Source organism: Gluconobacter oxydans (assembly GCF_006539685.1).
Taxonomy (GTDB): domain Bacteria; phylum Pseudomonadota; class Alphaproteobacteria; order Acetobacterales; family Acetobacteraceae; genus Gluconobacter; species Gluconobacter oxydans.
The window spans coordinates 22,022-46,195 of sequence record NZ_BJNM01000011.1 but is presented as its reverse complement, the minus strand read 5'-3'; the positions used below and the strand labels follow the sequence as shown (position 1 = coordinate 46,195).

The following is a 24,174-nucleotide window of genomic DNA, read 5'->3' as shown; positions in this document are numbered from 1 at the left end:
TGCGCCCATACCCCGAACCGTGTTCAGGGCCTTTCAGGGCGCGGAATCGTCCTGCTCCAGCGAGGAGAGCAGATCCACCTGGCTCGCCGGCGGCGTCAGACCGAGATGACGCCATCCCGCCTCACCCAGCATCCGCCCGCGGGCCGTTCTCAGAACCAGCCCTTCCTGGATCAGGTAGGGCTCGATCACGTCTTCCAGCGTATCGCGCGCTTCGGCAAGCCCCGCCGCCAGCGTCTCCACACCAACCGGACCGCCATGATGATGCTCGGCAATCCGCTTGAGGTAGCGCCGGTCCATCGCATCCAGCCCGCGCTCATCAACCTCAAGCCGCCCCAGAGCCGCATCCGCCAGCGCCCGGTCCACGACCGCATGCTTCGACACCAGCGCGAAATCCCGCACCCGGCGCAGCAGACGCCCGGCGATACGCGGCGTCCCACGCGACCGGCGGGCGATTTCTTCCGCCCCGTCATCCGTCAGGCGCATTCCGAGCTTCAGAGCCCCGCGCGAGACGATCGCCCGAAGTTCTTCCGGCGTATAGAACACCAGCCGCAGCGGGATCCCGAACCGGTCCCGCAGAGGCGTGGCCAGCAGACCGGCCCGCGTGGTCGCGGCCACAAGCGTGAACGGCGCCAGATCAATGCGCACGGACCGCGCAGCCGGCCCTTCGCCGATGATCAGGTCAAGCTGGAAGTCCTCCATCGCCGGATAGAGCACTTCCTCAATCGCCGGCTGAAGACGGTGGATTTCGTCAATGAACAGCACATCACGCGGCTGGAGATTCGTCAGGATCGCCGCCAGATCACCCGCTCGCTGGATGACCGGCCCGGACGTCGCCCGAAACCCCACACCCAGCTCACGTGCCACGATCTGTGCCAACGTCGTCTTGCCCAGACCCGGAGGCCCGTGCAGCAGGACATGATCCAGCGCTTCATTCCGGGCCCGAGCCGCCTCGATAAAAATCGCCAGATTTTCGCGGCTGGCTTTCTGGCCCGTAAAATCCGCAAGCGTTTCAGGCCGCAGACTGCCCTCGCCCATATCCTCGGGCTGACGGGTCGGATCGGTTTCGCGATAGTCGTCGCTCATCGCGCGAGATCCTTCAGGCTCAGCCGGATCGCCAGATCAAGCGTCGCATTCTCGTTCTCGGCCAGCACCTTGCTCAGAACAGGCCAGGCTTCGGCCCGACGGAATCCGAGCCCCGCCAGCGCCAGCAGCGCATCATTCTCGACACTCGGCCCCGAAACGATCCCCGGCGCGGACACGGTCCCGCCCCCGCCCGGCATTTTCGCAACCTTGTTGCGCAACTCGCTCAGGATCCGGTCCGCCAGACGCGGCCCGACACCGGCCGCGCGGGTCAGCGAGCCCTTGTCTCCGGCATTGATGGCCAGCAGAAGCTCGCCCGGATTGTTCGCCGATAGGATCGCCAGCGCCACTTTCGCGCCCACGCTCTGCACAGTCGTCAGCAGCCGGAACCAGTCCCTTTCATCCGTCGTCGCAAAACCGAAAAGCTGGATTGCATCCTCGCGCACGATCGTCTCGATCAATACGCGCGCCACAGACGGCGGCTGAGGCAGTACCGCCAGCGTGCGGGTCGAGGCCGAAACCACGTACCCCACACCATTGACGTCCACGATACAGCGCTCGCCTTCGATCTGCCCGACAAGTCCGGTCAACTGCCCGATCATGCCATGCGCTTTCCGGCCACGACATGGGCCGCACTTGCACGATGATGGGCATGACAGATCGCAACCGCCAGCGCATCGGAGGCGTCAGCCTTGCGGATCTCCGCCCCCGGCAGAAGCCGCTTCACCATCATCGTCACCTGTTCCTTGCTCGCCGATCCGGTCCCGACCACGGATTTCTTGACCGTCATCGCCCCGTATTCCGCAACCGGCAGCCCTTCATAGGCGGGCGTCAGCAGAGCCACCCCACGCGCATAGCCGAGCTTGAGCGTCGAGGAGCCGTTGCGGTTGACATAAGTCTCCTCAACAGCCGCCTCGGCCGGCGCATATTCGCGGATCAGCTTCTTGAGTGCGCCGTGAAGTTCACACAGACGCAGCGGCACGGATTCGGACCCATCGGTCCCGATCACACCCGAAGCCACATGCTTGAGATGATTGCCGTCCACGTCGATGATGCCCCAGCCCATGAAACGCAGGCCGGGGTCAATGCCCATCAGGCGGATCAAGCAGCCAGCGCCTCAGCCACATCGTCGGGAATATCGAAGTTCGCATAGACAGCCTGGATGTCGTCGCTGTCTTCCAGCACGTCGATCAGCTTCATGACCGAACGCGCCTTGTCTTCGTCCAGCGTCACGCTGTTTTCCGGGCGCCAGTCGAGCTTGGCCGACTGCGGCTCACCAAAACGGCTCTCAAGCGCATCACGCACGGCGAAGAAATTCTCCATCGCGCAGGTCACTTCGTGGCCTTCTTCGGTCGTCTCGGCATTATCCGCACCGGCTTCAATCGCGGCTTCCAGCATCTCGTCCTCGGAAGCCACATCCAGCGGATAGCTGATCACGCCCAGACGCTGGAACATGAAGGACACCGAGTTCGTCTCACCCAGTGACCCGCCATGCTTGGAGAACGCGGCACGGACTTCACCTGCCGTCCGGTTGCGGTTGTCCGTCAGGCCTTCAACGATGATCGCAACGCCGGCCGGGCCGTAGCCCTCGTAACGCACTTCCACATAGTCGTCGCCACCGGCAGCACCGGACGCCTTCTTGATGGCACGCTCGACATTGTCCTTGGGCATGTTGACTTCACGCGCCATGGAAATCGCGGCACGCAGACGGGGGTTGGACGTCGGATCCGGCAGGCCCGAGCGCGTCGCAACCGTGATCTCACGCAGGACCTTGGCGAACTGCTTGGCGCGCTTGGCATCCTGCGCACCCTTGCGGTGCATGATGTTCTTAAACTGTGAATGACCGGCCATCGGTCGCTCCTTCCTCTATCGTCGTGTCAGAGGCTCAGGCGAGCCTGCCATGACAATGTTTGAACTTCAGACCCGATCCACACGGGCAAAGGGCGTTGCGCGGCGTCTCCGCATACCAGCGCTGAAGCGTCGCCGCATCAGGCTCAGCACCCGTCGGGACGGGCTGCGGGCGTGGCGGCATCGGAGCAGCGGACGGGAAACCTGCCATCGGCTGCGGCGCCGGAATGTCGCCCCCCGTCGTTCCCTGCGAGAACAGTCCCGCAGGTTCCTCGGACGGACCGGACGTCTCGGTGTTGATGACCGGGAATGGCGGCGGCTCGGACACGGCCTGGATGCGGCACATCGTCTCCGTCACGCGGATGCGCATGTCATCCAGCATCGCCGTGAACATCTGGAAGGCTTCCTGCTTGTACTCATTCAGCGGATCACGCTGCCCATAAGCCCGCAGACCAATACCCTGACGCAGCTGGTCCAGCCCGTGCAGATGCTCTTTCCACACCGCATCGAACGTCGTCAACACGACCTGCTTCTCGATCAGACGCATCAGCTCGGGGCCCATATTGGCCGTCCGTGCCGCCTGCGCCTTCGCGGCTTCCGCCTCGATCCGCTCGATCACGCCCTCGGAATCCATACCGTCTTCCTTCGCCCAGTCCGCAATCGGCAGATCCAGGTTCAGGATGCGGGAGACTTCCTTGGTCAACCCTTCCGTATCCCAGGCCTCGGCAAAGGACTTCTCGGGAATATGCGCATGCACCAGATCCTCGATCGTATGCTCGCGCAGCTCGGCGATCACGCCCGACAGGTCGTCCGTCGCCATGTATTCCCGGCGCTGGGCATAAACCTCCTTGCGCTGGTCATTCATGACGTCGTCATATTTGAGCGTGTTCTTGCGCATGTCGAAGTTGCGCGCCTCGACCCGCTTCTGCGCCTTTTCCAGAGCCTTGTTCAGCCAGGGGTGAACAATCGCCTCGCCTTCCTTGAGCCCCATCTTCTGCATCATCGCGCCCATGCGGTCGCTGGCGAAAATACGGATCAGATCGTCTTCAAGCGACAGGAAGAACCGCGAATTGCCCGGATCACCCTGTCGTCCCGAACGGCCACGCAACTGGTTGTCCACACGGCGGCTCTCATGCCGCTCCGTGCCGATCACATACAGACCGCCCGCCTTGTGAACTTCCTCGTGATGCTCCTCGACGATCGCGCGGATGTTCTGCTCAACGGACTCACGCTGCGCCTCATCCTCGACGCCTTCGGTGCTGGCCTTGACCAGCATCTCGATATTGCCGCCAAGCTTGATGTCGGTACCGCGGCCCGCCATGTTCGTGGCGATCGTAATAGCGCCCGGCGCACCCGCCTGCGCCACGATGATCGCTTCCTTCTCATGCTGGCGCGCATTGAGGACGTTATGCGGAATGCCGCGCTGCGTTAGAATATGCGAGAGATACTCGCTCTTCTCGATCGACGTCGTACCCACGAGGATGGGCTGGCCAGTCTCGTGGATTTCCTTGATCAGATCGGCCACGGCGCTGAACTTCTCGGCCGCCGTCAGATAGACCTCGTCATCCGTATCGATCCGCCTGACCGGCAGGTTCGTCGGGATTTCCACCACGTCGAGGTGATAGATTTCCGCAAACTCGTCAGCCTCGGTCATGGCCGTACCGGTCATGCCGGACAGCTTCGGATAGAGACGGAAATAGTTCTGGAACGTGATGGAGGCGAGCGTCTGGTTCTCCTGCTGGATCTCCACATGCTCCTTGGCTTCCAGCGCCTGATGCAGACCATCCGAATACCGGCGCCCGTCCATCATGCGGCCCGTGAACTCGTCAATGATGACGACCTTGCCGTCACGCACGATATAATCCACGTCCCGCGTAAACAGCGTATGCGCCCGCAGGGACTGCTGGACGTGATGGACCACCGCGACGTTATGGATGTCGTACAGGCCGCCGTCCTGAAGCACGCCCGCTTCGGCGAGCAGTTCTTCGACCCGGTGCGAGCCGTGCTCGGTCAGCGTGACGGAACGCAGCTTCTCATCTTTGTCGTAGACATCCGGCTCCTGAACGAGCTTCACGACCACATCATCGACAGAGCGATAAAGATCGGAGCTGTCATCTGCCGGACCCGAGATAATGAGCGGGGTCCGCGCCTCGTCGATCAGGATGCTGTCCACCTCATCCACGATCGCGTGGTTGAACGGACGCTGCACCATGTCGGCGAACGAATATTTCATATTGTCGCGCAGGTAGTCGAAACCGAACTCGTTATTCGTGCCGTAGGTGATGTCCGCGGCATAAGCCTCGCGACGCTCCCCGTCCGACAGGTTCGGCACGATCACACCGGTCGTCAGCCCGAGAAAGCTGTAGAGGATGGACATCTCTTCCGCGTCACGCCGCGCAAGATAGTCATTCACCGTGACGACATGCACGCCCTTGCCGCTCAGCGCGTTCAGATAGACCGCCAGAGTCGCCACAAGGGTCTTGCCCTCACCCGTCCGCATCTCGGCAATCCGCCCCGCATGCAGGACCATGCCGCCGATCAGCTGCACATCAAAGTGACGCTTACCCAGAACACGGCGCGACGCTTCACGGCAGACCGCAAAGGCTTCCGGTAGCAGACCGTCGAGGGTTTCGCCCTTTTCCAGCCGCTCCTTGAACTCGGTCGTCTTGTGCCGGAGCTGCTCGTCAGACAGGGCCTGGACCGCAGGCTCCAGTGCATTGATCTCGGGCACACGGCGCTGATACGCCTTGAGCGTGCGATCGTTGGCAGAACCGAAAAGGGCGCGGGCGAGGCGTGCGAACATGCTGAACCTTGAGATGCCGAAGGCCCGAAGCGCCAGCTCTTTCCACTACCGGAAAGACCCGCCGCACCGTGCCGTCAGGATTTTCACGTCTGCTGGAGATAGGACCCGGGCCGCAAAGGGTCAATGGAGAGCCCGCCCAGAACTCCGATGAAATGTTCCCATTGTCATCACAGTGTCACATCCCCGACCGCCCCCGCACCCCGCGCAACACCCGCCTGCAGCGTGCGTGAAGGGCGCGTGAAGGAATGGTAACGGACCGCACCCTTGCAGGGCGGACCAGCCTTTGTCATGGTGCAGGCCATCCTTTTTCCAGGTTACATCCGAGGTAGTCCCCACATGCGGCTTTCCCGCTCCACTTTCGCTCTCGCCGCCCTTCTGGCCGGCACGTCGGTCGCAGCATCGACGGCTTTCGCCGCTCCCGCAGCAGCCCCTGCCGCCGCAGCACCCGCAGCCGCTCCGGCCGCTGCCCCCAACCCCGACATGCTGATCGCCACCGTCAACGGTGCGAAGATCACGCTGGGCGACGTGCAGCGCGCAGCGGGCAACCTCCCGCCGCAGGCCCGCCAGATCCAGCCGTCCGTCCTGGTTCCGCTGATCGTCAACCAGCTCGTTGACCAGAAGGCCGTACAGTTCGCCGCCGAGAAGGAAGGCCTGAACCACAAGCCGGACGTGAAGGCTGCCATGGATGCCGCTGCCGCAAATGCGCTGCAGAACGCCTATCTCGAAGAGAAGGTCGGCCCGCTGGTCACCGATTCCGCAATGCATGACTTCTACCAGTCGCATTACGCGAACAAGAAGCCGGAAGAAGAGATCCACGCCCGCCACATCCTCGTGGACAGCGAAGCGCAGGCCAAGGACATCATTGCCCAGCTCGGCAAGGGCGCTGATTTCGGCAAGCTTGCTGCCCAGCTTTCCAAGGACAAGGGTTCCGCCGGTGCAAACGGTGGCGATCTCGGCTGGTTCAAGAAGGAAGACATGCTGCCGGCTTTCTCCGCAGCTGCTTTCGCCATGAAGCCGAACACGATCTCCCAGACCCCGGTTCACACCCAGTACGGCTGGCACGTGATCCAGGTCCTCGCGACCCGTACGGCCCCGATCCCGACCTTCGACCAGGTCCACGACCAGGTCCGTCAGGAGCTGATCCGCGACAAGGTGCGTGACATCGTTCAGGCCGCTGAATCCCAGGTGAAGGTCGTTCACTACGACGCACAGGGCAAGGCGATCCCGAATGCAGCTCCGGCTGCCGCACCTGCAAAGAAGTAAGTCCATGGCAAAGCCGCTCCCCGTCTCTCCGCTCGCGCGTCCGCTTCCGGACCTTGCAACGATTGCGGGCGTGCGGCTTTCCGCCGTCGCCGCGGGCATCCGCTATCAGGGCCGTACGGACCTGATGCTCGCGGAATTCGTCCCCGGCACGGTCGCCGCGGGCGTCTATACGAAGAACGCCTGCCCCGGCGCCCCGGTCCTGTGGTGCCGCGAGGCCCTGACGACCCCTTATGCCCGCGCCCTGCTCGTCAATGCAGGCAACGCGAACGTCTTCACCGGCCGCGCCGGAATCCAGGCCTGCGAAGACTGTGCGGACGCCACCGCACAGCTTCTCGACTGCCCTCCGCAGGACGTCTTTCTCGCCTCTACGGGCGTGATCGGCGAAAAACTGCCGCAGGACCGCATCATCGCCGCCCTTCCCGCCGCCAGGGCCGGACTGGAAGAGAACGGTTGGGCCGATGCCGCCCGCGCCATCATGACGACGGACACCTTCCCCAAGGCCGCCCGTCGCGATGTGAAAATCAACGGCACCCCCGTCCGCATCCAGGGCATCGCCAAAGGATCGGGCATGGTCGCCCCCGACATGGCCACGATGCTGGCCTATGTGGCAACCGACGCCAAACTGCCGCAGAACGTGCTGCAGTCCCTGCTGGCCTCCGGCTGCGCCCAGAGCTTCAATTCCATTACCGTCGATTCGGACACGTCCACTTCGGACATGCTGATGATTTTCGCGACCGGACTGGCCGACAATCCGGAAGTCGACGACGTCAACGATCCCGCTCTCGCCGAGTTTACCCTTGCGCTGAACGATCTCCTGCTGGAGCTCGCGCTGATGGTGGTCCGCGATGGCGAAGGTGCGACAAAGCTTGTCCGTATCGCCGTCACCGGAGCGGATTCCAACCTCTCCGCCCACCGCATCGCGCTGTGCATCGCCAACTCCCCGCTCGTCAAAACCGCTATTGCGGGCGAAGACGCCAACTGGGGACGGGTGGTCATGGCGGTGGGAAAAAGCGGTGAACCCGCAGACCGCGACCGCCTCTCCGTCGCCATCGGCGGCACGTGGATCGCGAAAGACGGCGGTGTCGTCGAGAATTACGATGAAGCCCCGGTCGTCGCCCACATGAAGGGTCAGGAGATCGAAATTGCCGTCGATCTCGACCTGGGTGACGGACAGGCCCGCGTCTGGACCTGCGATCTGACGCATGGCTACATCGACATCAACGGCTCCTACCGCAGCTGACCGTCCCAACACGTCAGCGAGAGCGGGGCTTGTGCGTCCCCGCCTCTGCCGTTAGCAAAATCCGGGTGCCGTTTCGCACTTGATATGAGGAAAAATCCATGTCTGCTGGAGCTCGCGTGCTTGTTCTTGGCGGTGGCGTTGGGGGGCTTGAAGCCGCTGCAGCGCTGGGCCGTCGCCAGAACATCTCCCTGACACTCGTTGACCGCAGCCCCCTCCATTACTGGAAGCCGGCTCTGCACGAATTCGCTGCGGGCACCATGCAGCATCAGGGGAACTGCATCCCCTTCAAAGACACGGCCGTAAAGTTCGGCTTCACCTTCGTCCAGGGCAGCCCCGTCGCCGTCAACCGCGAGAACAAGACCGTCTCGCTCGATACCGGCGCAACACTGCCTTACGATTATCTGGTGGTCGCTCTCGGCTCGCGCGCGAATGACTTCGGCATTCCCGGCATCGTCGACCACTGCATGTTCATCGACAGCCTGAATGACGCCGACGCCCTCTTCGCCACCTTCCGCGAAGCCGTGCAGAAAGCCCGTGCCGCTGGCGAGAAGCTCTCGGTCGGCATCGTCGGCGGGGGTGCCACCGGCGTTCAGCTGATTGCCGAACTGTGCAAGTCCATCGATGACGCCCGCGGTCTGGGACCGGCTGTTCGCAAATCCCTGCTGAACGCCGTCCTGATCGAAACCGGCCCGCGCATCCTCCCGGCCTTCCCCGAGGCCGTCTCCACCGCTGCCACGCAGCAGCTCGAAAAGCTCGGAATTTCCGTGCGCACCGAAGCCATGGTGGTCGGCGCGGACGAGACCGGTTTCAGCCTCAAATCCGGCGAGCACATCCCCGCCAGCCTCCGCGTCTGGGCCGCCGGCGTGCGCGCCTCGGATGCCACAAACCTTCTCGAAGGTCTGGAACGCGGACGCTCGGGCCAGCTCGGCGTAACCACCACGCTTCAGACCACGCAGGACCCGGCCGTTTTTGCCATCGGCGACTGCGCCCGCATCGACGCAGCCCCGATCGCGCCGACGGCTCAGGCCGCACGCCAGCAAGGCCAGTATCTCGGCCGTGCCCTGCCGGAAATCATCGCCGGCAGAACCCCTGCCCCGTTCGCCTATAACGACCGCGGCGCTGTCGTGGCCCTGGGGGACTACAATGGCTGGGGCATGCTGGACGCCAAGCGCAGCTTCGGCGGCGGTCTGCTGTCGGGTCTGGCCGCACGTCTGATCCATGAGGGGCTCTACCGCCAGCACCTCGCAGGCATCCTCGGCGTGGCGCCTACGGCCTGCAGCACGGTCCGCGAACATCTTTCGCCGGTCAAACCTGATCTGGGCGCCTGAAATCCCTTTTCAGAAGCCCGTCAAAGAGGGAATGTGGGACGGAGCCTCATCCAACCCTGCGTCCCCTGGTCCGAGAACTCATGAACCCTACCGATCTCTCTCCGCCCTTTGACAGGGTTCTGACCGGCGTCGAAGATACGCTGCTGGAAAAAGGGTTTTCCTTCCTGCAGGCCGACGTCACGCGTCCTCTGCTTGAGCATGAAGGCCTGACGGACTGGCAGGGTTTCGCCGAGAGCTGGAACCATCTGGGTCTTGACCGCTACATGGCGGATGGCGGCCGTTACCGCCGCCGCCGTTATGCGACCTTCGCCGTCTCGGGCGACACCATCACCCGCAAGAAACACCAGCCCCATTACCAGAGCCGGGATTACAACCTGCTCAATGGCGGCATCGAGCGCTGGTTTCCGGCCGTAACCGACGCCATCGCCACCCATCCCGCCATGACCGCTGCCATCCGCACCGTCAGCCGGATCGCGGATGCCCTGACGCCGCCGAAGGAAAAACCCCCGGTCTGGCATGTCGAAGTGCATCAGTTCCGCATCGAGGCCCGTCCGGGCAATGAAGGCCACCCCACACCCGAGGGCCTGCATCGCGATGGCGTGGACTGGGTTCTCGTACTGATGGTCGCCCGCCACAACGTCGAACAGGGCGTCACCACGATCCACGGCATGCGCAAGGAACCTCTCGGTTCTTTCACGCTTACCAACCCGCTGGATGCCGCCATCGTGGACGACCATCGCGTCTATCATGGCGTCACGGCCGTCCAGCCCGTCGATCCGTCACAGCCGGCCTATCGGGACGTGCTGGTGGTGACGCTCCGCCACGAATGACACCCGAAGCTTCACAGATGTTCTTCTTCAATTTCGTGTTATGACAGGTCTCATGTCGATCCAGCAGATTCTTTCCCGCCCCGCGGCGGTTCTGGCCCTGTCCTTCATGCTCCCCGGAGCCCTGTCCTGTGCGGATGCCGCGACAGGCAAGACCCGCCATCACACGCTGCATACGGCGCAGTCCGCCAATGCCGGTGCGGCCCCCGTCATCCTCACGGCCCATCCGGGCACGAAGCTGGATGAAGACGCCCGCAAACTGAACGAAGACGATCTTCAGGACGCCGCTAAGCACCATGACCAGCCGGTTGTGCTCGTCGGCTCCGCCCCGCTGTCTTCAGGCAAGAATGACGAAGCCCTGTTCGTACAGCTCCAGTCCGCCCGCCTCTGCGGTTCCGCAGGCTGCACGACCTCCGTCTATCTGAAGCACAACGACACCTGGAACACGGTTCTGGACTCCGTGAACGGCGATATTTCCGTCCTGCCCACGCGCCACAAGGGCATGCATGACCTGCTGGTCAGCCCGAACGACCGCTGGGTCTGGAACGGCAAGGAATATCAGGACACGCTCAGCGCGCCGCCGATGCCCAAATAACCACTGTTTTTCAGGAAATTCTGGAGCGGGCGAGGGGAATCGAACCCCCGTATGCAGCTTGGGAAGCTGCCGTTCTACCATTGAACTACGCCCGCTTACGGCCCCGATCATAACCGCTCTGCGATCCCTCCGCAATCCGCCTTCAAGGTGTTGACGCAAAACCGAAATACGGCTCATAGTCCTGCCTGTCAGAAACGTCATGGCGTGCCTGACCCTCGTGATTTGAGCGGCCGGCTTGCGGCGAGGCTAAAGAACTGCGCTAAAGAGGCCCTGCGTCGTTATCGAACGATTTCCAGGACTTCCACGGCCCGCCACATGCGCCCTGCACAACAGGGCGTTTTATGGAGGGACACATCATGTCTTCAGAAAACTGGCGCACAGCCACCCGTCTCCTGCACGAAGCCCCGAACCGCACCGAGTTCGGCGAAACGTCCGAGGCACTCTTCCTGACATCCGGCTTCGTCTATGACAGCGCCGAACAGGCCGCCGCCACCTTCACGGGCGACGTCCAGCACTTCCAGTATTCCCGCTTCGGCAACCCGACCGTGGACACGCTTCAGGAGCGCCTCGCCCTTCTCGAAGGTGCCGAAGCCTGCGTTGCCACAGCGACCGGCATGGGCGCCGTCTCCTCGGCCATCCTGTCGACTGTAAAGGCCGGTGACCGCGTCGTGGCCTCCCGCGCCATTTTCGGTTCCTGCTACTGGATCGTGACCAACCTCCTGCCCCGCTACGGCATCGAGACCGAACTGGTGGATGGCACGGATTACGACGCCTGGGAGCGCGCCCTGTCCAAGCCGACAGCTGCCGTGCTGATCGAAAGCCCGTCCAACCCGATGCTCGACGTCCTCGACATCGCCCGCGTCGCCGAACTGACGCACAAGGCCGGTGGCCTGCTGATCGTGGACAACGTCTTCGCCACTCCGCTCGGCCAGTCTCCGCTCAAGCTGGGCGCAGACGTGATCGTCTATTCCTGTACGAAACATATCGACGGTCAGGGTCGCGTCCTCGGCGGTGCGGTGCTCGGTTCCAGCAAGTGGATCAGCGAGACGCTCCAGCCCTTCACCCGCAACACCGGCAACGCCCTGTCGCCGTTCAATGCCTGGGTTCTGCTCAAGGGTCTGGAAACGCTCCAGCTCCGCACGGATGCCATGGCCCGCAACGCCGCCGCCGTAGCCGACGCACTGGCCGAGCTGCCGGGAATCGTTCAGGTCCGCTATCCGGGCCGCGCCGATCATCCGCAGCATGAACTGGCCAAAACCCAGATGAACAATGGCGGCTCCATGGTCGCCTTCGTGGTGGACAGGGGCCGTGAGGGCGCATTCGCCTTCATGAACGCCTTCAAAATCATCGCGATTTCCAATAATCTCGGCGACGCCCGCAGCCTGGCCACCCACCCCGCCACAACGACGCATATGCGCGTCAGCGAGGAAGAGCGCGCCCGTCTCGGCATCACGGATGGCGCCATCCGCCTCTCCGTAGGTCTGGAAGATCCTGCAGACCTGATCGACGATCTCAAGCGTGGTGCGGCGGCTGTTGCGGCCCTCGCATAAGTTTTCCTGACAAATCCCCGGGATGGCTTTACAATGGCGTCATGCCTGACAAGTCATCCCACCCCCATCTGCACGCCGATCCCGAGACGGCACTCGCCGAAGCCATGGAAAGCGCCCCCCGCTTCAGCGAAACCACGGACGACGTGACGGTCACGGTCCGGACCTTCTGGCTGGACGACCAGTCCCACCCCGAAGACCATCAATACGCCTGGGCCTATCACATCAGCATCGAGAACGAGCGGAAAGACACGTTCCAGCTTCTCTCCCGCTCTTGGGAAATCGTGGACGGGCTTGGACGCAAGGAACATGTCCACGGCGATGGTGTCGTTGGTGAACAGCCCGTGATCGCGCCTAACGAACAGTTCGACTACACGTCCGGCGCCATGCTCACGACGCCGACCGGCTTCATGCGCGGCACCTACCACATGGTCGAGCCCCGCTCGGGCCATCGCTTCGACGTCAGCATCCCCGTTTTCAGCCTCGACAGCCCCCACGACAGCACACTGGTGCACTGACCGGCCGTGGGCGGGCCGCACGGACAGGCAGGAGAACAGTCACACAAGCTTGACGTTCCCGCCGTCCCGGCCCATTCCTCCCCCATGCGTATCGCTGCCCTCCTTCTTGCTGCCGGTCGTGGCCGGCGCTTTGACGCCTCCTCGCAGAGCGGGGAAAATTCTTCCAAGCAGTTCCGGATGCTGCGGGGCAAACCCGTCATCCGCCGCGCTGCCGAAGCCCTCCTGCCGCATGTCGACGTACTCCTGCCGGTCGGGGACGATCCCCTGCTGGCCGACAGCCTCGAAGGACTGGATATCCTGCCCCCCGTCAGCGGTGGCGCGGAACGCCATGACAGCGTGCGTAACGGCCTCGAAGCCCTGGCCAAACTGCCCGAACCGCCCGATCTGGTGCTGGTCCATGATGGCGCCCGCCCCTGCGTCCCGGCCGAAGTCGTGCAAAACGTCATCAACGCCCTGAAAACCCATGAGGGCGTGATCCCGGCCGTCGCCGTCATCGACACGATCAAGAAGGCCAAAGACGGCATCATCGTTGATACCGTCCCGCGTGACGGGCTGTGGCGCGCCCAGACCCCGCAGGGTTTCCGCTTCGGTACCCTGCTCGGACTTCACCGCACCCATCGTGACGCCCGCACCGATGATGCCGCCCTGCTCGAACAGGCTGGCCATCCGGTCGCGATCGTCGAAGGGTCGGAAGACAATATCAAACTGACTGTTGCGGAGGACCTGATGCGTCTTGAAGGTGTGATTGACCGGAACCTGCTGCCCCGCGTCGGACTGGGCTATGACGTCCATGCCTTCGAGGAAGGCCGCAAACTGATCCTGTGCGGCATCGAGGTGCCCCATACGAAGGGCCTAGCCGGACATTCCGACGCCGATGTCGGCATCCACACGCTGTGCGACGCCATTTACGGCGCGCTGGCCGAAGGCGATATCGGCCGCCATTTCCCGCCGTCCGACAACAAATGGAAGGACATGGATTCGGCCCGCTTCCTAGTCCATGCCGGCGAGCGCATCCGCGAGCGCGGCGGCTTCCTCGTGAACGCCGACGTCACGCTGATCTGCGAACGCCCCAAGATCGGCCCGCACGCTGAAGCCATGCGCAATCGCCTCGCCGATCTCCTGAAGGTCAGCGTCAGCCGCATCTCGGTCAAAGCCACCACATCCGAGCGTCTGGGCTTCACGGGCCGCGAAGAAGGGATTGCCGCCACCGCCACAGTGAGCATTATGGTTCCCGATAACGGGGAAGCCTGACCTTCATTTCATCATCCGTACACGGAGCATCGCCATGAGGATCCGCCATCTGCCCGTCTGTTGCGTCACGGCCCTGCTGCTGGCCCAGTCGGCACTGGCGGCCCCGGTCTGCTCCGGCAAAACGACGCCAGAAATCCAGTCCTGCTTCAGTTCCCGCCTGGCCCAGGCCGAGGCGCAACTGAAGCGATACGCGGAAGCGGCGCTGCGGCGGATGCAGGGCCCGGGCATCACAGCCCGGACACAGGCGGATTTCCGCAAAGGCGAATCAGCCTGGAGGGCTTTCCGTGAGGCAGAGTGCAAGGCCGTCGCAGGCCGCTGGTCAGACGGAACGATCAGGACATCCATGGAACTGTCCTGCCGCCTGAAACTCACGGAAGAGCGGACCTACGAACTCTGGCAGAACTGGCTGACTGCTCCGGACCGGGCTACCCCGATCCTTCCCGAACCCGCAGTAAGCCCACAGAACTGAACGCTCCGGCCCTGACGCCATAAAAAAAAGCCCGGCACTCCCGAAAGGGAGGCCGGGCTTTTTCATGCCTGATTGTACAGCAGCTCAGCCGTGAATGGCGCAGACCACCACGATCAGCGGTGTCGCGGCCAGAAAGAGCCATGCTCCGATGGAGCAGGTTTTCACGACACGGGTACCCATGTGGCGCAGCAGGGGCCTACGAACGGATACGGACATATCTTCCTCGAATCTCACAGTGTTCGACAGATCCGGAGATAGCGCCCGATCCCCGGCGGGGGCGAGTCACCAATCATCTCGTTCTGTCTCATGGCTGGAGCTTCAATGATCCCCGAATATGGCAAGATCATGCCCCATTCAGGGCATTTTCCTCTCAGATCGAAACCTGCCGCCCGAGCGTCAGGAACATGCCCGCGTCAAGAATGTCCTTCTCGCGGTTTTCCATCGTGCGGACGAGTTCATCATCCTGCCCCCAGGTCGCAAGCTGGGATTTTTCATCATTATTGGTCCACAGCACCGCATCCACGAGGCTGACAGCGCCTCCCACGACAGCCAGCGACAGAAGCAGACTGCCCGTCGCCTGCGCCAGAACGCCCAGAACCGCAAGCTCCAGATCATCCCGTGCCGCCAGAAGCCCCGCCAGAGCCTCCCGGTACCCTTCAGGCTGCACAACCGGCATGAGACCATCGGTTACATTCGGGTGGAGCCCGTAACCCGAAAGCCAGGCGAAAACCTGCGCCGCAACAGGCCCGATCCCGTCTGCGCAGTAGCAGAGCCCGTCATCCACCCCGAGTCCGAGGAGCATGTCCCGCGCCGCCTGCGGATCGGGCGCAATCCGTTCGATCATCGTCCCGGCCATCCGCGTCAGAGGCAGAGAATCCGGCGTGAAGGACGCGCCTTCCGCAATCTGCCCCCACTCCCCGGCAATGGCCTCAGCCAGCACAGAGGAACGTACAGCCAGAACGTGGCCCTGCGGCAGACGGATCGGCCGGCCATCCAGACGCGGCTGGAACAGCCCGTCCTCCGATACGACTGAAACCGCTTTCCAGAAACGCTTGTGCCCGCTCAATGCAGAACTCCCAGAGCCCGCAGGATATCCCCGGCCTTCGAATGATGCGCCTTGACCGCCGAAGGAGCCGGACCAGCCTGCCCTTCCCGCGCCGCAGCCAGCGGTGCCGTGCAGGGATCGGCCGTATTGCTGTCCCCGCCGATCGTCACATGGAAATTACCACCCGCGTCACGATCCTGCTCGACATGCGGTGCCCCCAGCGTACCCGTCAGCACAACCGGCGTGGATGCCCCCGCCCCTTCAAAATCCACCACCGGCAAAAGGCGAAGATCCAGCGCCTGCGTCCCAAGCCCGACAGTCCCGCTGCCCGACGTCGAGAACCGCCCGGACTGAAGCCCCAGCGTGTCGATATGGGCAACATCGTTCGCAATGCTCATGTGCAGCCCCAGACAGCGGAGCGACCGCCCCCCTTTCCCGAGCACCACACTGGCCGCAGACCCTGCCATCTGGCCGAGCAGTTCGCTCTGCACCTGGCCATCCACCATGGAAATACCCAGATGCCCGTCCAGCGACTGCCGCAGTTCCTGCGAACTGTTCCCCTTCGCCGAAAGCTGCCCCACGACCTGCACCGGCCCCTGAAGCAGAAGCGGCATCCCAAGCTGCGTCTCCAGCAGACCGGCCGGAAGCATCAGCGGCTGGAACGTCACGCTACCCGTCACCGGCAGCGCACTGGCATCCAGTTCCGCCATTCCCGAAAGCGGCACTCCCTGCGCCTGACCGGAAATCGGATCCAGACGCAGATGGCCACCCGACAGCGTCAGGCGTGTCGCCAGATCCGTATAATCCCGCCCCGCAAACACGACATGATCCGCCGTCAGATGCAGGTTCACATCCTGCGCCCGCAACCGCTTCACCCAGGACGGTGTCGGATCCACAGCGGCCGTCTCAGCCGAAGGATGATCGCTCACAGCCGGAACCGGAGCATCATTCTGCGGCACCACAGGCTTCGGTGCGGGCACACCCGGAACAGCGGGCGCAACAGCCGGAGCAGCCGGTTGCGCAGGCTGAAGCCACAGCCCCTTGAGCACATCCAGATCCATTTTCGCGGCATGCAGATTTCCGCTCACGACCGGCGGAACGTCATGCCCCACAACCAGCTTGAGCGCCCCATCCACGGAAAGTTCCTGACTGCCGAAGGTCAGCCCGTCGAGCGACAGGTTCTCGTGGTCCTGCGCGTCCAGCGTGCCATGCAGACTGACGTCATGTAAAACCGCGCCCGGCAGATGGAGCGTCTTGCCGCTTCCTTCCGCCACAAGATGTCCGTTCTCCGCGCCGATCGTCCCCGAAAGAGCAAAACGCGCACTGTCCTGCGCATTGAGCGCAGGCGCACCGGACAGAAGCGCCGTCTGGCTCCGCAGTTGCACCGCCAGCGGAACAGCCGTTTTCAACCCGTCGCGCCAGGCCGCAAGCGCCTGCTGCATCGTCCCGGCCCCGCCTTCGACGTGCCAAGCCGTATCCCGCCACTGCGTATCTGCCGTAACGGTCAGCGCCGCATCCGGCCCGGCGGAGTCGACATGCAGGTTCCGCAGCACGCCCTGCCGCAGTGCGACATAACCCGCATGCAGATGCACCCGCATCGGATTCATGCTGCCCAGGACCTGATGCAGCAGCGCATCCCCATCCAGATCCGTCAGCGGACCGGGACTGCCCTGAACCGCAATATCCCCGCCCAGTGCCGGGACATTCGGAAGATTGGCATGCGGGAACAGACGGTGCGCGTCCTGAAGATTGGGCCATTCGCCCTGCGCTGTCAGCACCACGTTTTGCATCTGCGACGGATTGCCGATCCGCCCGTCCAGATTCAGCCAGTCGCGCTTTTCCCCATCGCCCAGCGTCGTCCCGATGCTGAACGCCCAGGGCTGCGTGCCCCGGATCTGCGACAGATTGCCGACATGACCCTTGAGCGTGAACGGCGTGCCCGCATGATGGCCCTGCAAGCTGATCCACGGGCTGGAACTGCGCAGCCCCGCCAGATCCAGCGTATCGAGACCGAACGAACCGCTCGTGCGGGTCAGACGGTCGTTCCAGATCACCGCAGCCTGCGCGACATGCAGCCCGTCCAGCGACAGATCCCAGTGCGCCTGAATCCGCTGCCCGCTCTGACCATGCACCGGCAGGGACGCATCCTCGTTCTCACGATCCGGCGTCAGGGACCAGTTCGCCTGCCCGTCCAGACCGCGAACAAGATTGACCGTCGCCCCCTCGACCACGAAATCCTGAAACCGGACCTCACGGTGCAGCAGGGCAAAAACGGCGATCCCGGCATGGATCGTATGAGCCTTGAGAACCGGCGTCTGCCCATCGCGTGTCAGCACGACGTCGGAGGCCTCGAACGCCGGCCAGGGCAGAAGCTGCACCGACGAATGACGGACCTGCATCATAAGCCCCGTCTGGTGCTTCAGCGCCACAGCCACACGCTCGCGCAGCGCGTCCTGATCGATCAGGACATGCGTGGCCACACTCACACCCACAATGGCAACGATGACGGCAATCAGAACGCCGGTCAGCTTCTTCATTTTGCAGGCCCCCGGCCCTTGCTGCTGCTCCCACCCCGGACACGCTTGGGCGCCGGCGTCTCACCCGGCACGAAGCCGAGCGTGCGGAACGTCTCGCGCATATGCGGCGGCAGAGGTGCCGTCACGATCAGGCGCCCGCCTGCGGGATGCGGAATATCAAGCTGGCGCGCATGCAGATGCAGCCGGTCGATAAACCCTTCCGGATGCGCGGCTTTCCCGCCATAGCGCGGATCACCAAGGATCGGCGTGCCAATGGATTCGGTATGTACGCGAAGCTGATGCGTCCGCCCGGTCAGCGGAGACAGCTTCAGCCAGCTCAGCTTCTTGCCCGCCGCATCGAGCGTCTCATATTCCGTCTTGGCCGAAGCCGCGTCTTCCTCATCGCGCGACGCTGCAATCACCAGTGCCGCACCACCCGCACCGATCTTCGCCAGAGGCTGGTCAATAATGCCGGATTCCGGCGAAGGCCGCCCGACGACCACGGCCCAGTACGTCTTTTCCACATCGCGCCCACGGAACGCCGCCGCAAGCTTCGCCGCCACACCCGGCGTGCGCGCGATCAGCAGAATACCAGATGTGTCACGGTCAATGCGATGCACCAGACGCGGCCGGTCCCCGCCCTCGGTCCGCAGACCATCAAGCATCATGTCCACATGCTTGGTAATGCCCGGACCGCCCTGCGTCGCAAGGCCCGATGGCTTATCGAGAACCAGCAGATGCTCGTCCTCGTAAATCACCATCTTCCTGATCTCGCGCGCCAGCATCGGATCCGGCGGCGGCAGGGGTGCGGGCTTGTCCACGTCCGGCAGTGGCGGGATGCGGACGCTCTGTCCGGGGATCAGGCGCGTGTTGGTCTGGACACGCCCTCCCTCCACGCGGATCTGTCCCTTGCGGCACAGTTTCTGGAGCGCGCCCTGCGTCAGATTGGGGTAGTGACGTCTGAACCAGCGGTCGAGGCGAATATCGGCCTCATCCTCGGTCACGATGCGGTTGGTAACTGTCATGGTTCGCGGGATGCCCTCTTGGCGGCCCGCATGTCCAGAAGTTTTCTGATACGCCCCTCATGTCCGCGGTCCGTGGGATGATAAAGGGACGCTCTGGGCATCCCGTCCGGAAAGTAGTTCTGACCCGAAAACGCGTCTTCGCTGTCGTGGTCGTATTCATAGCCCTTGCCGTATCCGATATCCTTCATCAGGGACGTCGGCGCGTTCAGGATATGCGACGGCGGCATCAGGCTGCCGGTGTCCCGCGCCAGAGCCCGGGCCGCCTTGTAAGCCGTGTAAACCGCATTGGATTTCGGCGCGGTCGCCAGATGCACCACCACCTGAGCCAGCGCCAGTTCCCCTTCCGGAGAACCCAGCCGCTCATAGGTCTGCCACCCCGCCACCGCCATCGGCAGCGCGGACGGATCGGCCTGCCCCACATCCTCGGCCGCAAACCGCGTCAGACGGCGGGCGATGTAGCGTGGGTCCTCCCCGCCCTCCAGCATCCGCGCGAACCAGTACAGAGCCGCATCCGGATCACTGCCCCTCAGCGATTTGTGGAGCGCGGAAATGAGATTGTAGTGCTCTTCCCGATCCCGGTCATACAGGATCGCCCGGCGGGACAGGATCGCCGCCAGATCGCGTGGCGTCAGCACTTTCGACGGATCAAGCGCCACAAGCTGCTCAACCATATTCAGCAAATACCGCCCGTCCCCATCCGCCATGGCCCGCAGACTGGCCCGCGCTTCCGGATCGAGCGGCAACGGACGCCCCACTTCCTCTTCCGCATGCACCAGCAGGCTCTCAAGGCTCGCATCATCCAGCCGGTTCAGCACCAGAACCTGACATCGGGACAGCAGCGCCGCATTCAGCGCAAAGGACGGGTTCTCCGTGGTCGCACCCACCAGAACCACCGTCCCGCGCTCCACATAGGGCAGGAACCCGTCCTGCTGTGCGCGGTTGAAGCGATGGATTTCGTCCACGAACAGCAGCGTCCCCTTACCCGTCGCCGCCTGTTTCTTGTCCGCTTCCTCAAACGCCCGCCGCAGATCTGCAACGCCGGAAAAAACGGCAGAAATCTGCGAATAGAACAGCCCGGCCCGCCCTGCGAGAAGCCGCGCAATCGTCGTCTTGCCGCATCCCGGACCGCCCCACAGGATCAGGCTGGACAGCGTACCCCGCTCCAGCATCCGCGTGAGTGTTCCCTCAGGCCCGAGCAGATGATCCTGCCCCCGCACGTCTTCCAGCCGCTTCGGCCGCAGGCGGTCCGCCAGAGGCTGCGTTCGGGAAGGCGGTCGGCGCTGCACCTGAGGTGCCTCGATCGGACGTTGCTGCCGCATGTTCTCCGGCGTACGGGACGGGCCACGGCCTGAAGCCTGCGCACGGTTCGCGTCCGGAGCACCGCCGAAAAGATCTGTCATGTCGGTCACTGGCGTCTCCCGCTCCCCGAAGCCCCGTCAGAAGGTCTGCTCCCCGGATATGGGGAGCCCGGCCGGTCAGGAAAATCCCCGGCCTCACGTTACCGGAGCATAACCCCGGCCGCCGACTTAATGAAGGATGCGCCGCATCACGCCCGGCAACAGCATCGACAGCGGATTGACCGACAGATCCGGCTTCTCGACCGTCCCATGCAGATCAAACGTCGCCGCCAGTAGCCCGCCCCCCTTCTCGGGAGACAGCAGATGCCCCAGAACCGGCAGCCGCCCAGGCAGCGCATTGAGCCCGAACAGCGGGACGATCGTCCCGTTCAGGTTCAGTTTAGAAGTCGTCAGGTCGATCGGCCCTTCCATCGTGGCCCCAAGCGCCTGATTGCCGATCACCCCGTCATGCAGCACCAGCAGGTTCCCCGCCAGGCTCAGACGCGTCGCCAGATGACTGATCTCGAACCGGTCCAGATGATTGGTCAGCCAGTGCAGCGGGGACAGGTCCGACACCGCCGTCAGCGTCAGAGGCGGCCGCAGGAATTGCGACGGCCCCATTTCCACATGCCCGCGGAACGGCGGCAACCCGCCCCACAGCCCGGCCGATTTCGTGTTCCGCCCTTCCGGCACCTTCCGCACGGTCGTTTCGTCCGGCGTGAACACCCCGTCCAGATGCGTCTGCCCGCCCCGGATGCGGTCATACAGCCCCAGACCCTCAAGCAGCGTCCCCAGATTATCGATATCCAGCACGAACGGATGCTCGCGCCCCGTATCGGCCAGAACCGCCCGGACCCTTGTCGGCGCATCGAGCGCAAACCGCCCCGAGGCCAAATGCCCGTTCCGCAGTTCGATCTGCGAGACGACACCGCCAACCTGCGCCCTGGGGCCATAATAAACATGCGGCGCATTCAGGCTGATGGACCAGCTGTCCCCCATGGAGACGCTCTTCTCGCCTGAACCACCGCGCGGTGAAGCAGCGGGTGGCGTCGGCGGATGGGGCGCGAACATCGGCGCCAGATCCAGCGGATCGGCATCGACCGTCACGCCAATCGGCTGATCCACGGCCTGCGGCAGGGCAATGCGCGCATCGCCCTCCGTCCGGCCGATCCGGAAGCCCTCAAGCACGATCCCCGTCAGCTTGCCCGCACGGGTCACACCGCGCCCCGCCACGGAAAGCCCGGTCCCGTGCGCCTGCAATCCATCCAGAACCGACATCCGCCCTTTCTGGAACCCGATATGCACCATGGCCGTCGCAGGCTCACCCATCGGCTTGGCCCAGATCGGCACCGTCAGCGCCGCCTGCGCCATGTCCAGCGACAGCTTCAGATCGGACATCTCATTGGCCTGCTGCACGAAATGCGCATTCAGAACCGCATGCCCGTCAAACAGCCCGCCCGGCGCAATCCGGGCCTTCGCGGTGGACTGCGGGTCCAGGACCGACCGCGCATCGATCGTCTGCAACACCCGCGACGGCGCCCCGTCCTGAAAATTCTCATGCAGCACGACATGCGTGGGAATCCCCGCAAGCCGCCCGTCCCCCGTCAGGTCCAGCCCATCCTCGGTCGCGGACATCTTCCCCGACGCCCCGTCCACCGGCTGCCCCATCAGCACATTACCCAGATGAACGCCGGAGAACGTGGCCTGCGTCCAGACATGAAGCGCCCCTTCCGGAATATGCGCAACAAGCGGCAGCGTCAGACGCACATGCGCATCCACCATCCCGTCCGGATGCGTGAACGGCAGCGGATGCCGCGCCAGAAGATGCAGCCGCGGATGCGCCAGCGCGGACATGAACCCCGCCAGAGGCCCCGTCAGATGCGTGGAAATATCGCCGGTCTGATCCTTGGCATACAGATCGCCAATCCGGATCTCCCCGTCCGGAAGAAGCACATTCTCCTTCACGCCCGTGGGCTGGACACCCCGGCTCAGATCAATCACGAGCGTTTCCGGCCCGTCGAAATGCAGGGACGCATCCAGGCCCGTCGCGGGCGGAACCGGCCGCAGCCAGTTCACCGTCAGCCCACGCCCCGTCAGCTGCCCCTGAACCGAGACCGGCAGGATGCTGTCCGGCCCGTGATCGCCGTGCAGATGGGCTTTGACCTCAAGATCCCGCCCCGTGCCGTCGGTGATGTTCCTGGAAATCCAGCGCCGGCCGCCCTTGATGATGCTGGCCGGCCAGATGGAGCCCAGCGTCGCAAAGCGCACCCCGTCCAACCCGGCTTCGGCGTCCCCGTCCATCACCTTTGGCTGGCGCAGACTGTCCAGCCTCAGACTGGCCGAGGCATGCACATGCGTCAGCGCACCCGCATTATCCGCCACATCCAGCCCGGCAGACGGCACTGAAACCGTAGCCTCCCCGTCCAGACCCGGGCGATCCATCCGCAGATGCACGCTCGCCTGTCCGGCATGGAGATGAATCGGATCGGCCGTTTTCTGGAAAACCTGTCCGTCGCCCAGCGACAGGTTCAGCGTCAGCTCCGAGGGCTGCTCGTCCATGCCATGCGGCACAAAGACCGCATCAGCCCCGACCGACACCGGAACATGCCAGTCCACCGCCAGCGGGCTGAAAACGCCAAGCGCCGCAGGTTCAAACGGCGTGCTACCCAGATGCAGCCTGCCGGTATTCCCGACCTGCCTGGCCTGCGCCGTCAGTGTCGTGCGGAACCCGTCGAGCATGACCGTCGTCCGGGCCGTTCCCGTCCAGACAAAATCAGGCGAATGCGGCGCCACCCGGATGCGGCGCGCCTGCATCTCGACCGGCCCGATCACGACGATCCGGTCCTGAGGCAGACCGGCAAGCGTAATGGCGACGTTATGAACATCAACCGCGCGGAGACGATCGAGCTGTGTCGGAACACCACGCCCACCGCGCTTCTGCTCTGGCAGGTCCATGTCCACATCGCCATCGGGCAGACGGCGCAGGGCCAGCGTGGCATTTTCAAGCCGCAGGGTCCGGGGGGCGATCACGCCTTCGAACAGTGCGCTCAGCGACAGAACGGCATCGGCCTCTTCGGCACGTTCGGCGATCAGATTATCGAAGCGGGTGACTTTGAGCCCGCGCGCCATCAGCACCAGCCCGGCGGGAACGCCGCCCGCCGCAGGCTGCCACTGGATGCGCAGCGTATCCCAGCTCAGACGGCCGGCCGGATGTCCGGGACGCTTCCCCGCCGCGATGGAAACAGGCTCCACGAGATGCGAGACGCGCGTGATGTCCACCGGACCATGCGCCAGCTCCCACAGGAAAACGCTTCCCGCTGCAGCAACGAGCGCGATGGGCGTGACGCAGACCAGCGCCGCCCAGCGTGCGATATGCAGATGGCGGGGAAACTGTGGTCCCGGGCAGAAAGGACGGAAACGCCTGCGGGGAGGGCGCGGGAAGTCGGGGACGGCCATAGACGGTCATCGGCGCGTTTCCGGCC

General features: G+C 64.0%; 21 protein-coding genes, 1 tRNA gene and 1 riboswitch. Of the genes, 9 read left to right on the top strand and 13 right to left on the bottom strand.

What is annotated here, in order from left to right; all coding sequences use genetic code 11:
• Window positions 1–33 precede the first annotated feature (33 nt).
• The 6 genes from ruvB to GOX01_RS13135 form a co-directional block, all read right to left on the bottom strand.
• Entirely contained in the window at window positions 34–1,083 is a 1,050-nt protein-coding gene (gene ruvB, locus GOX01_RS06550; RefSeq protein ID WP_011253204.1) for a Holliday junction branch migration DNA helicase RuvB, read from the bottom strand.
• The gene (gene ruvA, locus GOX01_RS06545; RefSeq protein WP_011253203.1) at window positions 1,080–1,682 is read right to left on the bottom strand and encodes a Holliday junction branch migration protein RuvA; all 603 of its coding nucleotides are present in this window, start codon (window positions 1,680–1,682) and stop codon (window positions 1,080–1,082) included. Before ruvA ends, ruvB begins: the two co-directional genes overlap by 4 nt.
• A complete protein-coding gene (gene ruvC / locus GOX01_RS06540) occupies window positions 1,679–2,185 on the bottom strand; it encodes a crossover junction endodeoxyribonuclease RuvC (protein WP_011253202.1) in 507 nt (168 codons plus the stop codon). Before ruvC ends, ruvA begins: the two co-directional genes overlap by 4 nt.
• Window positions 2,182–2,931, bottom strand: a complete 750-nt coding sequence (locus GOX01_RS06535; RefSeq protein ID WP_011253201.1) for a YebC/PmpR family DNA-binding transcriptional regulator — start codon at window positions 2,929–2,931, stop codon at window positions 2,182–2,184. Before GOX01_RS06535 ends, ruvC begins: the two co-directional genes overlap by 4 nt.
• A gap of 34 nt (window positions 2,932–2,965) precedes the next feature.
• Window positions 2,966–5,731 (bottom strand): preprotein translocase subunit SecA, encoded by a 2,766-nt coding sequence (gene secA, locus GOX01_RS06530; protein WP_062269207.1) that lies wholly within the window; start codon window positions 5,729–5,731, stop codon window positions 2,966–2,968.
• Between the two features lie 167 nt (window positions 5,732–5,898).
• Window positions 5,899–6,021 carry a hypothetical protein gene (locus GOX01_RS13135; RefSeq protein WP_255314062.1) on the bottom strand — a complete coding sequence of 41 codons (123 nt, stop codon included), beginning with the start codon at window positions 6,019–6,021 and terminating at the stop codon, window positions 5,899–5,901.
• Between the two features lie 46 nt (window positions 6,022–6,067).
• Between GOX01_RS13135 and GOX01_RS06525 the strand changes: the two genes are divergently transcribed.
• From GOX01_RS06525 to GOX01_RS06505, 5 genes are all read left to right on the top strand, one after another.
• Window positions 6,068–6,994, top strand: a complete 927-nt coding sequence (locus GOX01_RS06525; protein WP_011253199.1) for a peptidylprolyl isomerase — start codon at window positions 6,068–6,070, stop codon at window positions 6,992–6,994.
• Window positions 6,995–6,998: 4 nt separating this feature from the next.
• Window positions 6,999–8,234, top strand: coding sequence for a bifunctional glutamate N-acetyltransferase/amino-acid acetyltransferase ArgJ (gene argJ, locus GOX01_RS06520; RefSeq protein WP_024716944.1), 1,236 nt, complete (start codon window positions 6,999–7,001; stop codon window positions 8,232–8,234).
• A gap of 98 nt (window positions 8,235–8,332) precedes the next feature.
• Window positions 8,333–9,562 (top strand): NAD(P)/FAD-dependent oxidoreductase, encoded by a 1,230-nt coding sequence (locus tag GOX01_RS06515; RefSeq protein WP_011253197.1) that lies wholly within the window; start codon window positions 8,333–8,335, stop codon window positions 9,560–9,562.
• 80 nt (window positions 9,563–9,642) lie between these two features.
• Entirely contained in the window at window positions 9,643–10,392 is a 750-nt protein-coding gene (locus tag GOX01_RS06510) for a 2OG-Fe dioxygenase family protein (RefSeq protein WP_011253196.1), read from the top strand.
• 52 nt (window positions 10,393–10,444) lie between these two features.
• Entirely contained in the window at window positions 10,445–10,984 is a 540-nt protein-coding gene (locus GOX01_RS06505) for a hypothetical protein (RefSeq protein WP_024716943.1), read from the top strand.
• Between the two features lie 21 nt (window positions 10,985–11,005).
• On the opposite strand, the gene GOX01_RS06500 is transcribed toward GOX01_RS06505, so the two are convergent.
• Window positions 11,006–11,079: transfer RNA gene (locus GOX01_RS06500), tRNA-Gly, on the bottom strand.
• Window positions 11,080–11,188: 109 nt separating this feature from the next.
• Window positions 11,189–11,268: riboswitch (SAM riboswitch) on the top strand.
• Window positions 11,269–11,340: 72 nt separating this feature from the next.
• On the opposite strand from GOX01_RS06500, the gene metZ reads away from it, so the two are divergent.
• From metZ to GOX01_RS06480, 4 genes are all read left to right on the top strand, one after another.
• A complete protein-coding gene (gene metZ / locus GOX01_RS06495; RefSeq protein ID WP_011253194.1) occupies window positions 11,341–12,534 on the top strand; it encodes an O-succinylhomoserine sulfhydrylase in 1,194 nt (397 codons plus the stop codon).
• Between the two features lie 41 nt (window positions 12,535–12,575).
• The gene (apaG, locus tag GOX01_RS06490) at window positions 12,576–13,049 is read left to right on the top strand and encodes a Co2+/Mg2+ efflux protein ApaG (RefSeq protein ID WP_011253193.1); all 474 of its coding nucleotides are present in this window, start codon (window positions 12,576–12,578) and stop codon (window positions 13,047–13,049) included.
• An 84-nt stretch (window positions 13,050–13,133) separates the two neighbouring features.
• The gene (locus tag GOX01_RS06485) at window positions 13,134–14,300 is read left to right on the top strand and encodes a bifunctional 2-C-methyl-D-erythritol 4-phosphate cytidylyltransferase/2-C-methyl-D-erythritol 2,4-cyclodiphosphate synthase (protein WP_062269209.1); all 1,167 of its coding nucleotides are present in this window, start codon (window positions 13,134–13,136) and stop codon (window positions 14,298–14,300) included.
• 34 nt (window positions 14,301–14,334) lie between these two features.
• The gene (locus tag GOX01_RS06480; RefSeq protein ID WP_062269205.1) at window positions 14,335–14,769 is read left to right on the top strand and encodes a lysozyme inhibitor LprI family protein; all 435 of its coding nucleotides are present in this window, start codon (window positions 14,335–14,337) and stop codon (window positions 14,767–14,769) included.
• Between the two features lie 84 nt (window positions 14,770–14,853).
• Here the strand turns inward: GOX01_RS06480 and GOX01_RS13130 are convergent, their stop codons facing one another.
• The 6 genes from GOX01_RS13130 to GOX01_RS06455 form a co-directional block, all read right to left on the bottom strand.
• On the bottom strand, window positions 14,854–14,985 hold the full coding sequence (locus GOX01_RS13130; protein ID WP_255314061.1) for a hypothetical protein: 132 nt from the start codon (window positions 14,983–14,985) through the stop codon (window positions 14,854–14,856).
• A gap of 154 nt (window positions 14,986–15,139) precedes the next feature.
• On the bottom strand, window positions 15,140–15,835 hold the full coding sequence (locus GOX01_RS06475; RefSeq protein ID WP_062269203.1) for an ATP12 family protein: 696 nt from the start codon (window positions 15,833–15,835) through the stop codon (window positions 15,140–15,142).
• On the bottom strand, window positions 15,832–18,351 hold the full coding sequence (locus GOX01_RS06470) for an AsmA family protein (RefSeq protein ID WP_011253189.1): 2,520 nt from the start codon (window positions 18,349–18,351) through the stop codon (window positions 15,832–15,834). Before GOX01_RS06470 ends, GOX01_RS06475 begins: the two co-directional genes overlap by 4 nt.
• Window positions 18,348–19,355 carry an RluA family pseudouridine synthase gene (locus GOX01_RS06465; RefSeq protein ID WP_011253188.1) on the bottom strand — a complete coding sequence of 336 codons (1,008 nt, stop codon included), beginning with the start codon at window positions 19,353–19,355 and terminating at the stop codon, window positions 18,348–18,350. Before GOX01_RS06465 ends, GOX01_RS06470 begins: the two co-directional genes overlap by 4 nt.
• Window positions 19,352–20,755 (bottom strand): replication-associated recombination protein A, encoded by a 1,404-nt coding sequence (locus GOX01_RS06460; protein ID WP_098049541.1) that lies wholly within the window; start codon window positions 20,753–20,755, stop codon window positions 19,352–19,354. Before GOX01_RS06460 ends, GOX01_RS06465 begins: the two co-directional genes overlap by 4 nt.
• 126 nt (window positions 20,756–20,881) lie before the next feature.
• A complete protein-coding gene (locus tag GOX01_RS06455; protein WP_131973817.1) occupies window positions 20,882–24,148 on the bottom strand; it encodes a YhdP family protein in 3,267 nt (1,088 codons plus the stop codon).
• Between the last annotated feature and the right edge of the window lie 26 nt (window positions 24,149–24,174).

Coding starts and splice junctions, on each gene's coding strand:
- ruvB (WP_011253204.1), bottom strand. CDS start 1,083: ATGAGCGACGACTATCGCGAAACCGATCCGACCCGTCAGCCCGAGGAT.
- ruvA (WP_011253203.1), bottom strand. CDS start 1,682: ATGATCGGGCAGTTGACCGGACTTGTCGGGCAGATCGAAGGCGAGCGC.
- GOX01_RS06535 (WP_011253201.1), bottom strand. CDS start 2,931: ATGGCCGGTCATTCACAGTTTAAGAACATCATGCACCGCAAGGGTGCG.
- secA (WP_062269207.1), bottom strand. CDS start 5,731: ATGTTCGCACGCCTCGCCCGCGCCCTTTTCGGTTCTGCCAACGATCGC.
- GOX01_RS13135 (WP_255314062.1), bottom strand. CDS start 6,021: ATGACAAAGGCTGGTCCGCCCTGCAAGGGTGCGGTCCGTTACCATTCC.
- GOX01_RS06525 (WP_011253199.1), top strand. CDS start 6,068: ATGCGGCTTTCCCGCTCCACTTTCGCTCTCGCCGCCCTTCTGGCCGGC.
- argJ (WP_024716944.1), top strand. CDS start 6,999: ATGGCAAAGCCGCTCCCCGTCTCTCCGCTCGCGCGTCCGCTTCCGGAC.
- GOX01_RS06515 (WP_011253197.1), top strand. CDS start 8,333: ATGTCTGCTGGAGCTCGCGTGCTTGTTCTTGGCGGTGGCGTTGGGGGG.
- GOX01_RS06510 (WP_011253196.1), top strand. CDS start 9,643: ATGAACCCTACCGATCTCTCTCCGCCCTTTGACAGGGTTCTGACCGGC.
- GOX01_RS06505 (WP_024716943.1), top strand. CDS start 10,445: ATGTCGATCCAGCAGATTCTTTCCCGCCCCGCGGCGGTTCTGGCCCTG.
- metZ (WP_011253194.1), top strand. CDS start 11,341: ATGTCTTCAGAAAACTGGCGCACAGCCACCCGTCTCCTGCACGAAGCC.
- apaG (WP_011253193.1), top strand. CDS start 12,576: ATGCCTGACAAGTCATCCCACCCCCATCTGCACGCCGATCCCGAGACG.
- GOX01_RS06485 (WP_062269209.1), top strand. CDS start 13,134: ATGCGTATCGCTGCCCTCCTTCTTGCTGCCGGTCGTGGCCGGCGCTTT.
- GOX01_RS06480 (WP_062269205.1), top strand. CDS start 14,335: ATGAGGATCCGCCATCTGCCCGTCTGTTGCGTCACGGCCCTGCTGCTG.
- GOX01_RS13130 (WP_255314061.1), bottom strand. CDS start 14,985: ATGTCCGTATCCGTTCGTAGGCCCCTGCTGCGCCACATGGGTACCCGT.
- GOX01_RS06470 (WP_011253189.1), bottom strand. CDS start 18,351: ATGAAGAAGCTGACCGGCGTTCTGATTGCCGTCATCGTTGCCATTGTG.
- GOX01_RS06465 (WP_011253188.1), bottom strand. CDS start 19,355: ATGACAGTTACCAACCGCATCGTGACCGAGGATGAGGCCGATATTCGC.
- GOX01_RS06460 (WP_098049541.1), bottom strand. CDS start 20,755: ATGACAGATCTTTTCGGCGGTGCTCCGGACGCGAACCGTGCGCAGGCT.
- GOX01_RS06455 (WP_131973817.1), bottom strand. CDS start 24,148: ATGGCCGTCCCCGACTTCCCGCGCCCTCCCCGCAGGCGTTTCCGTCCT.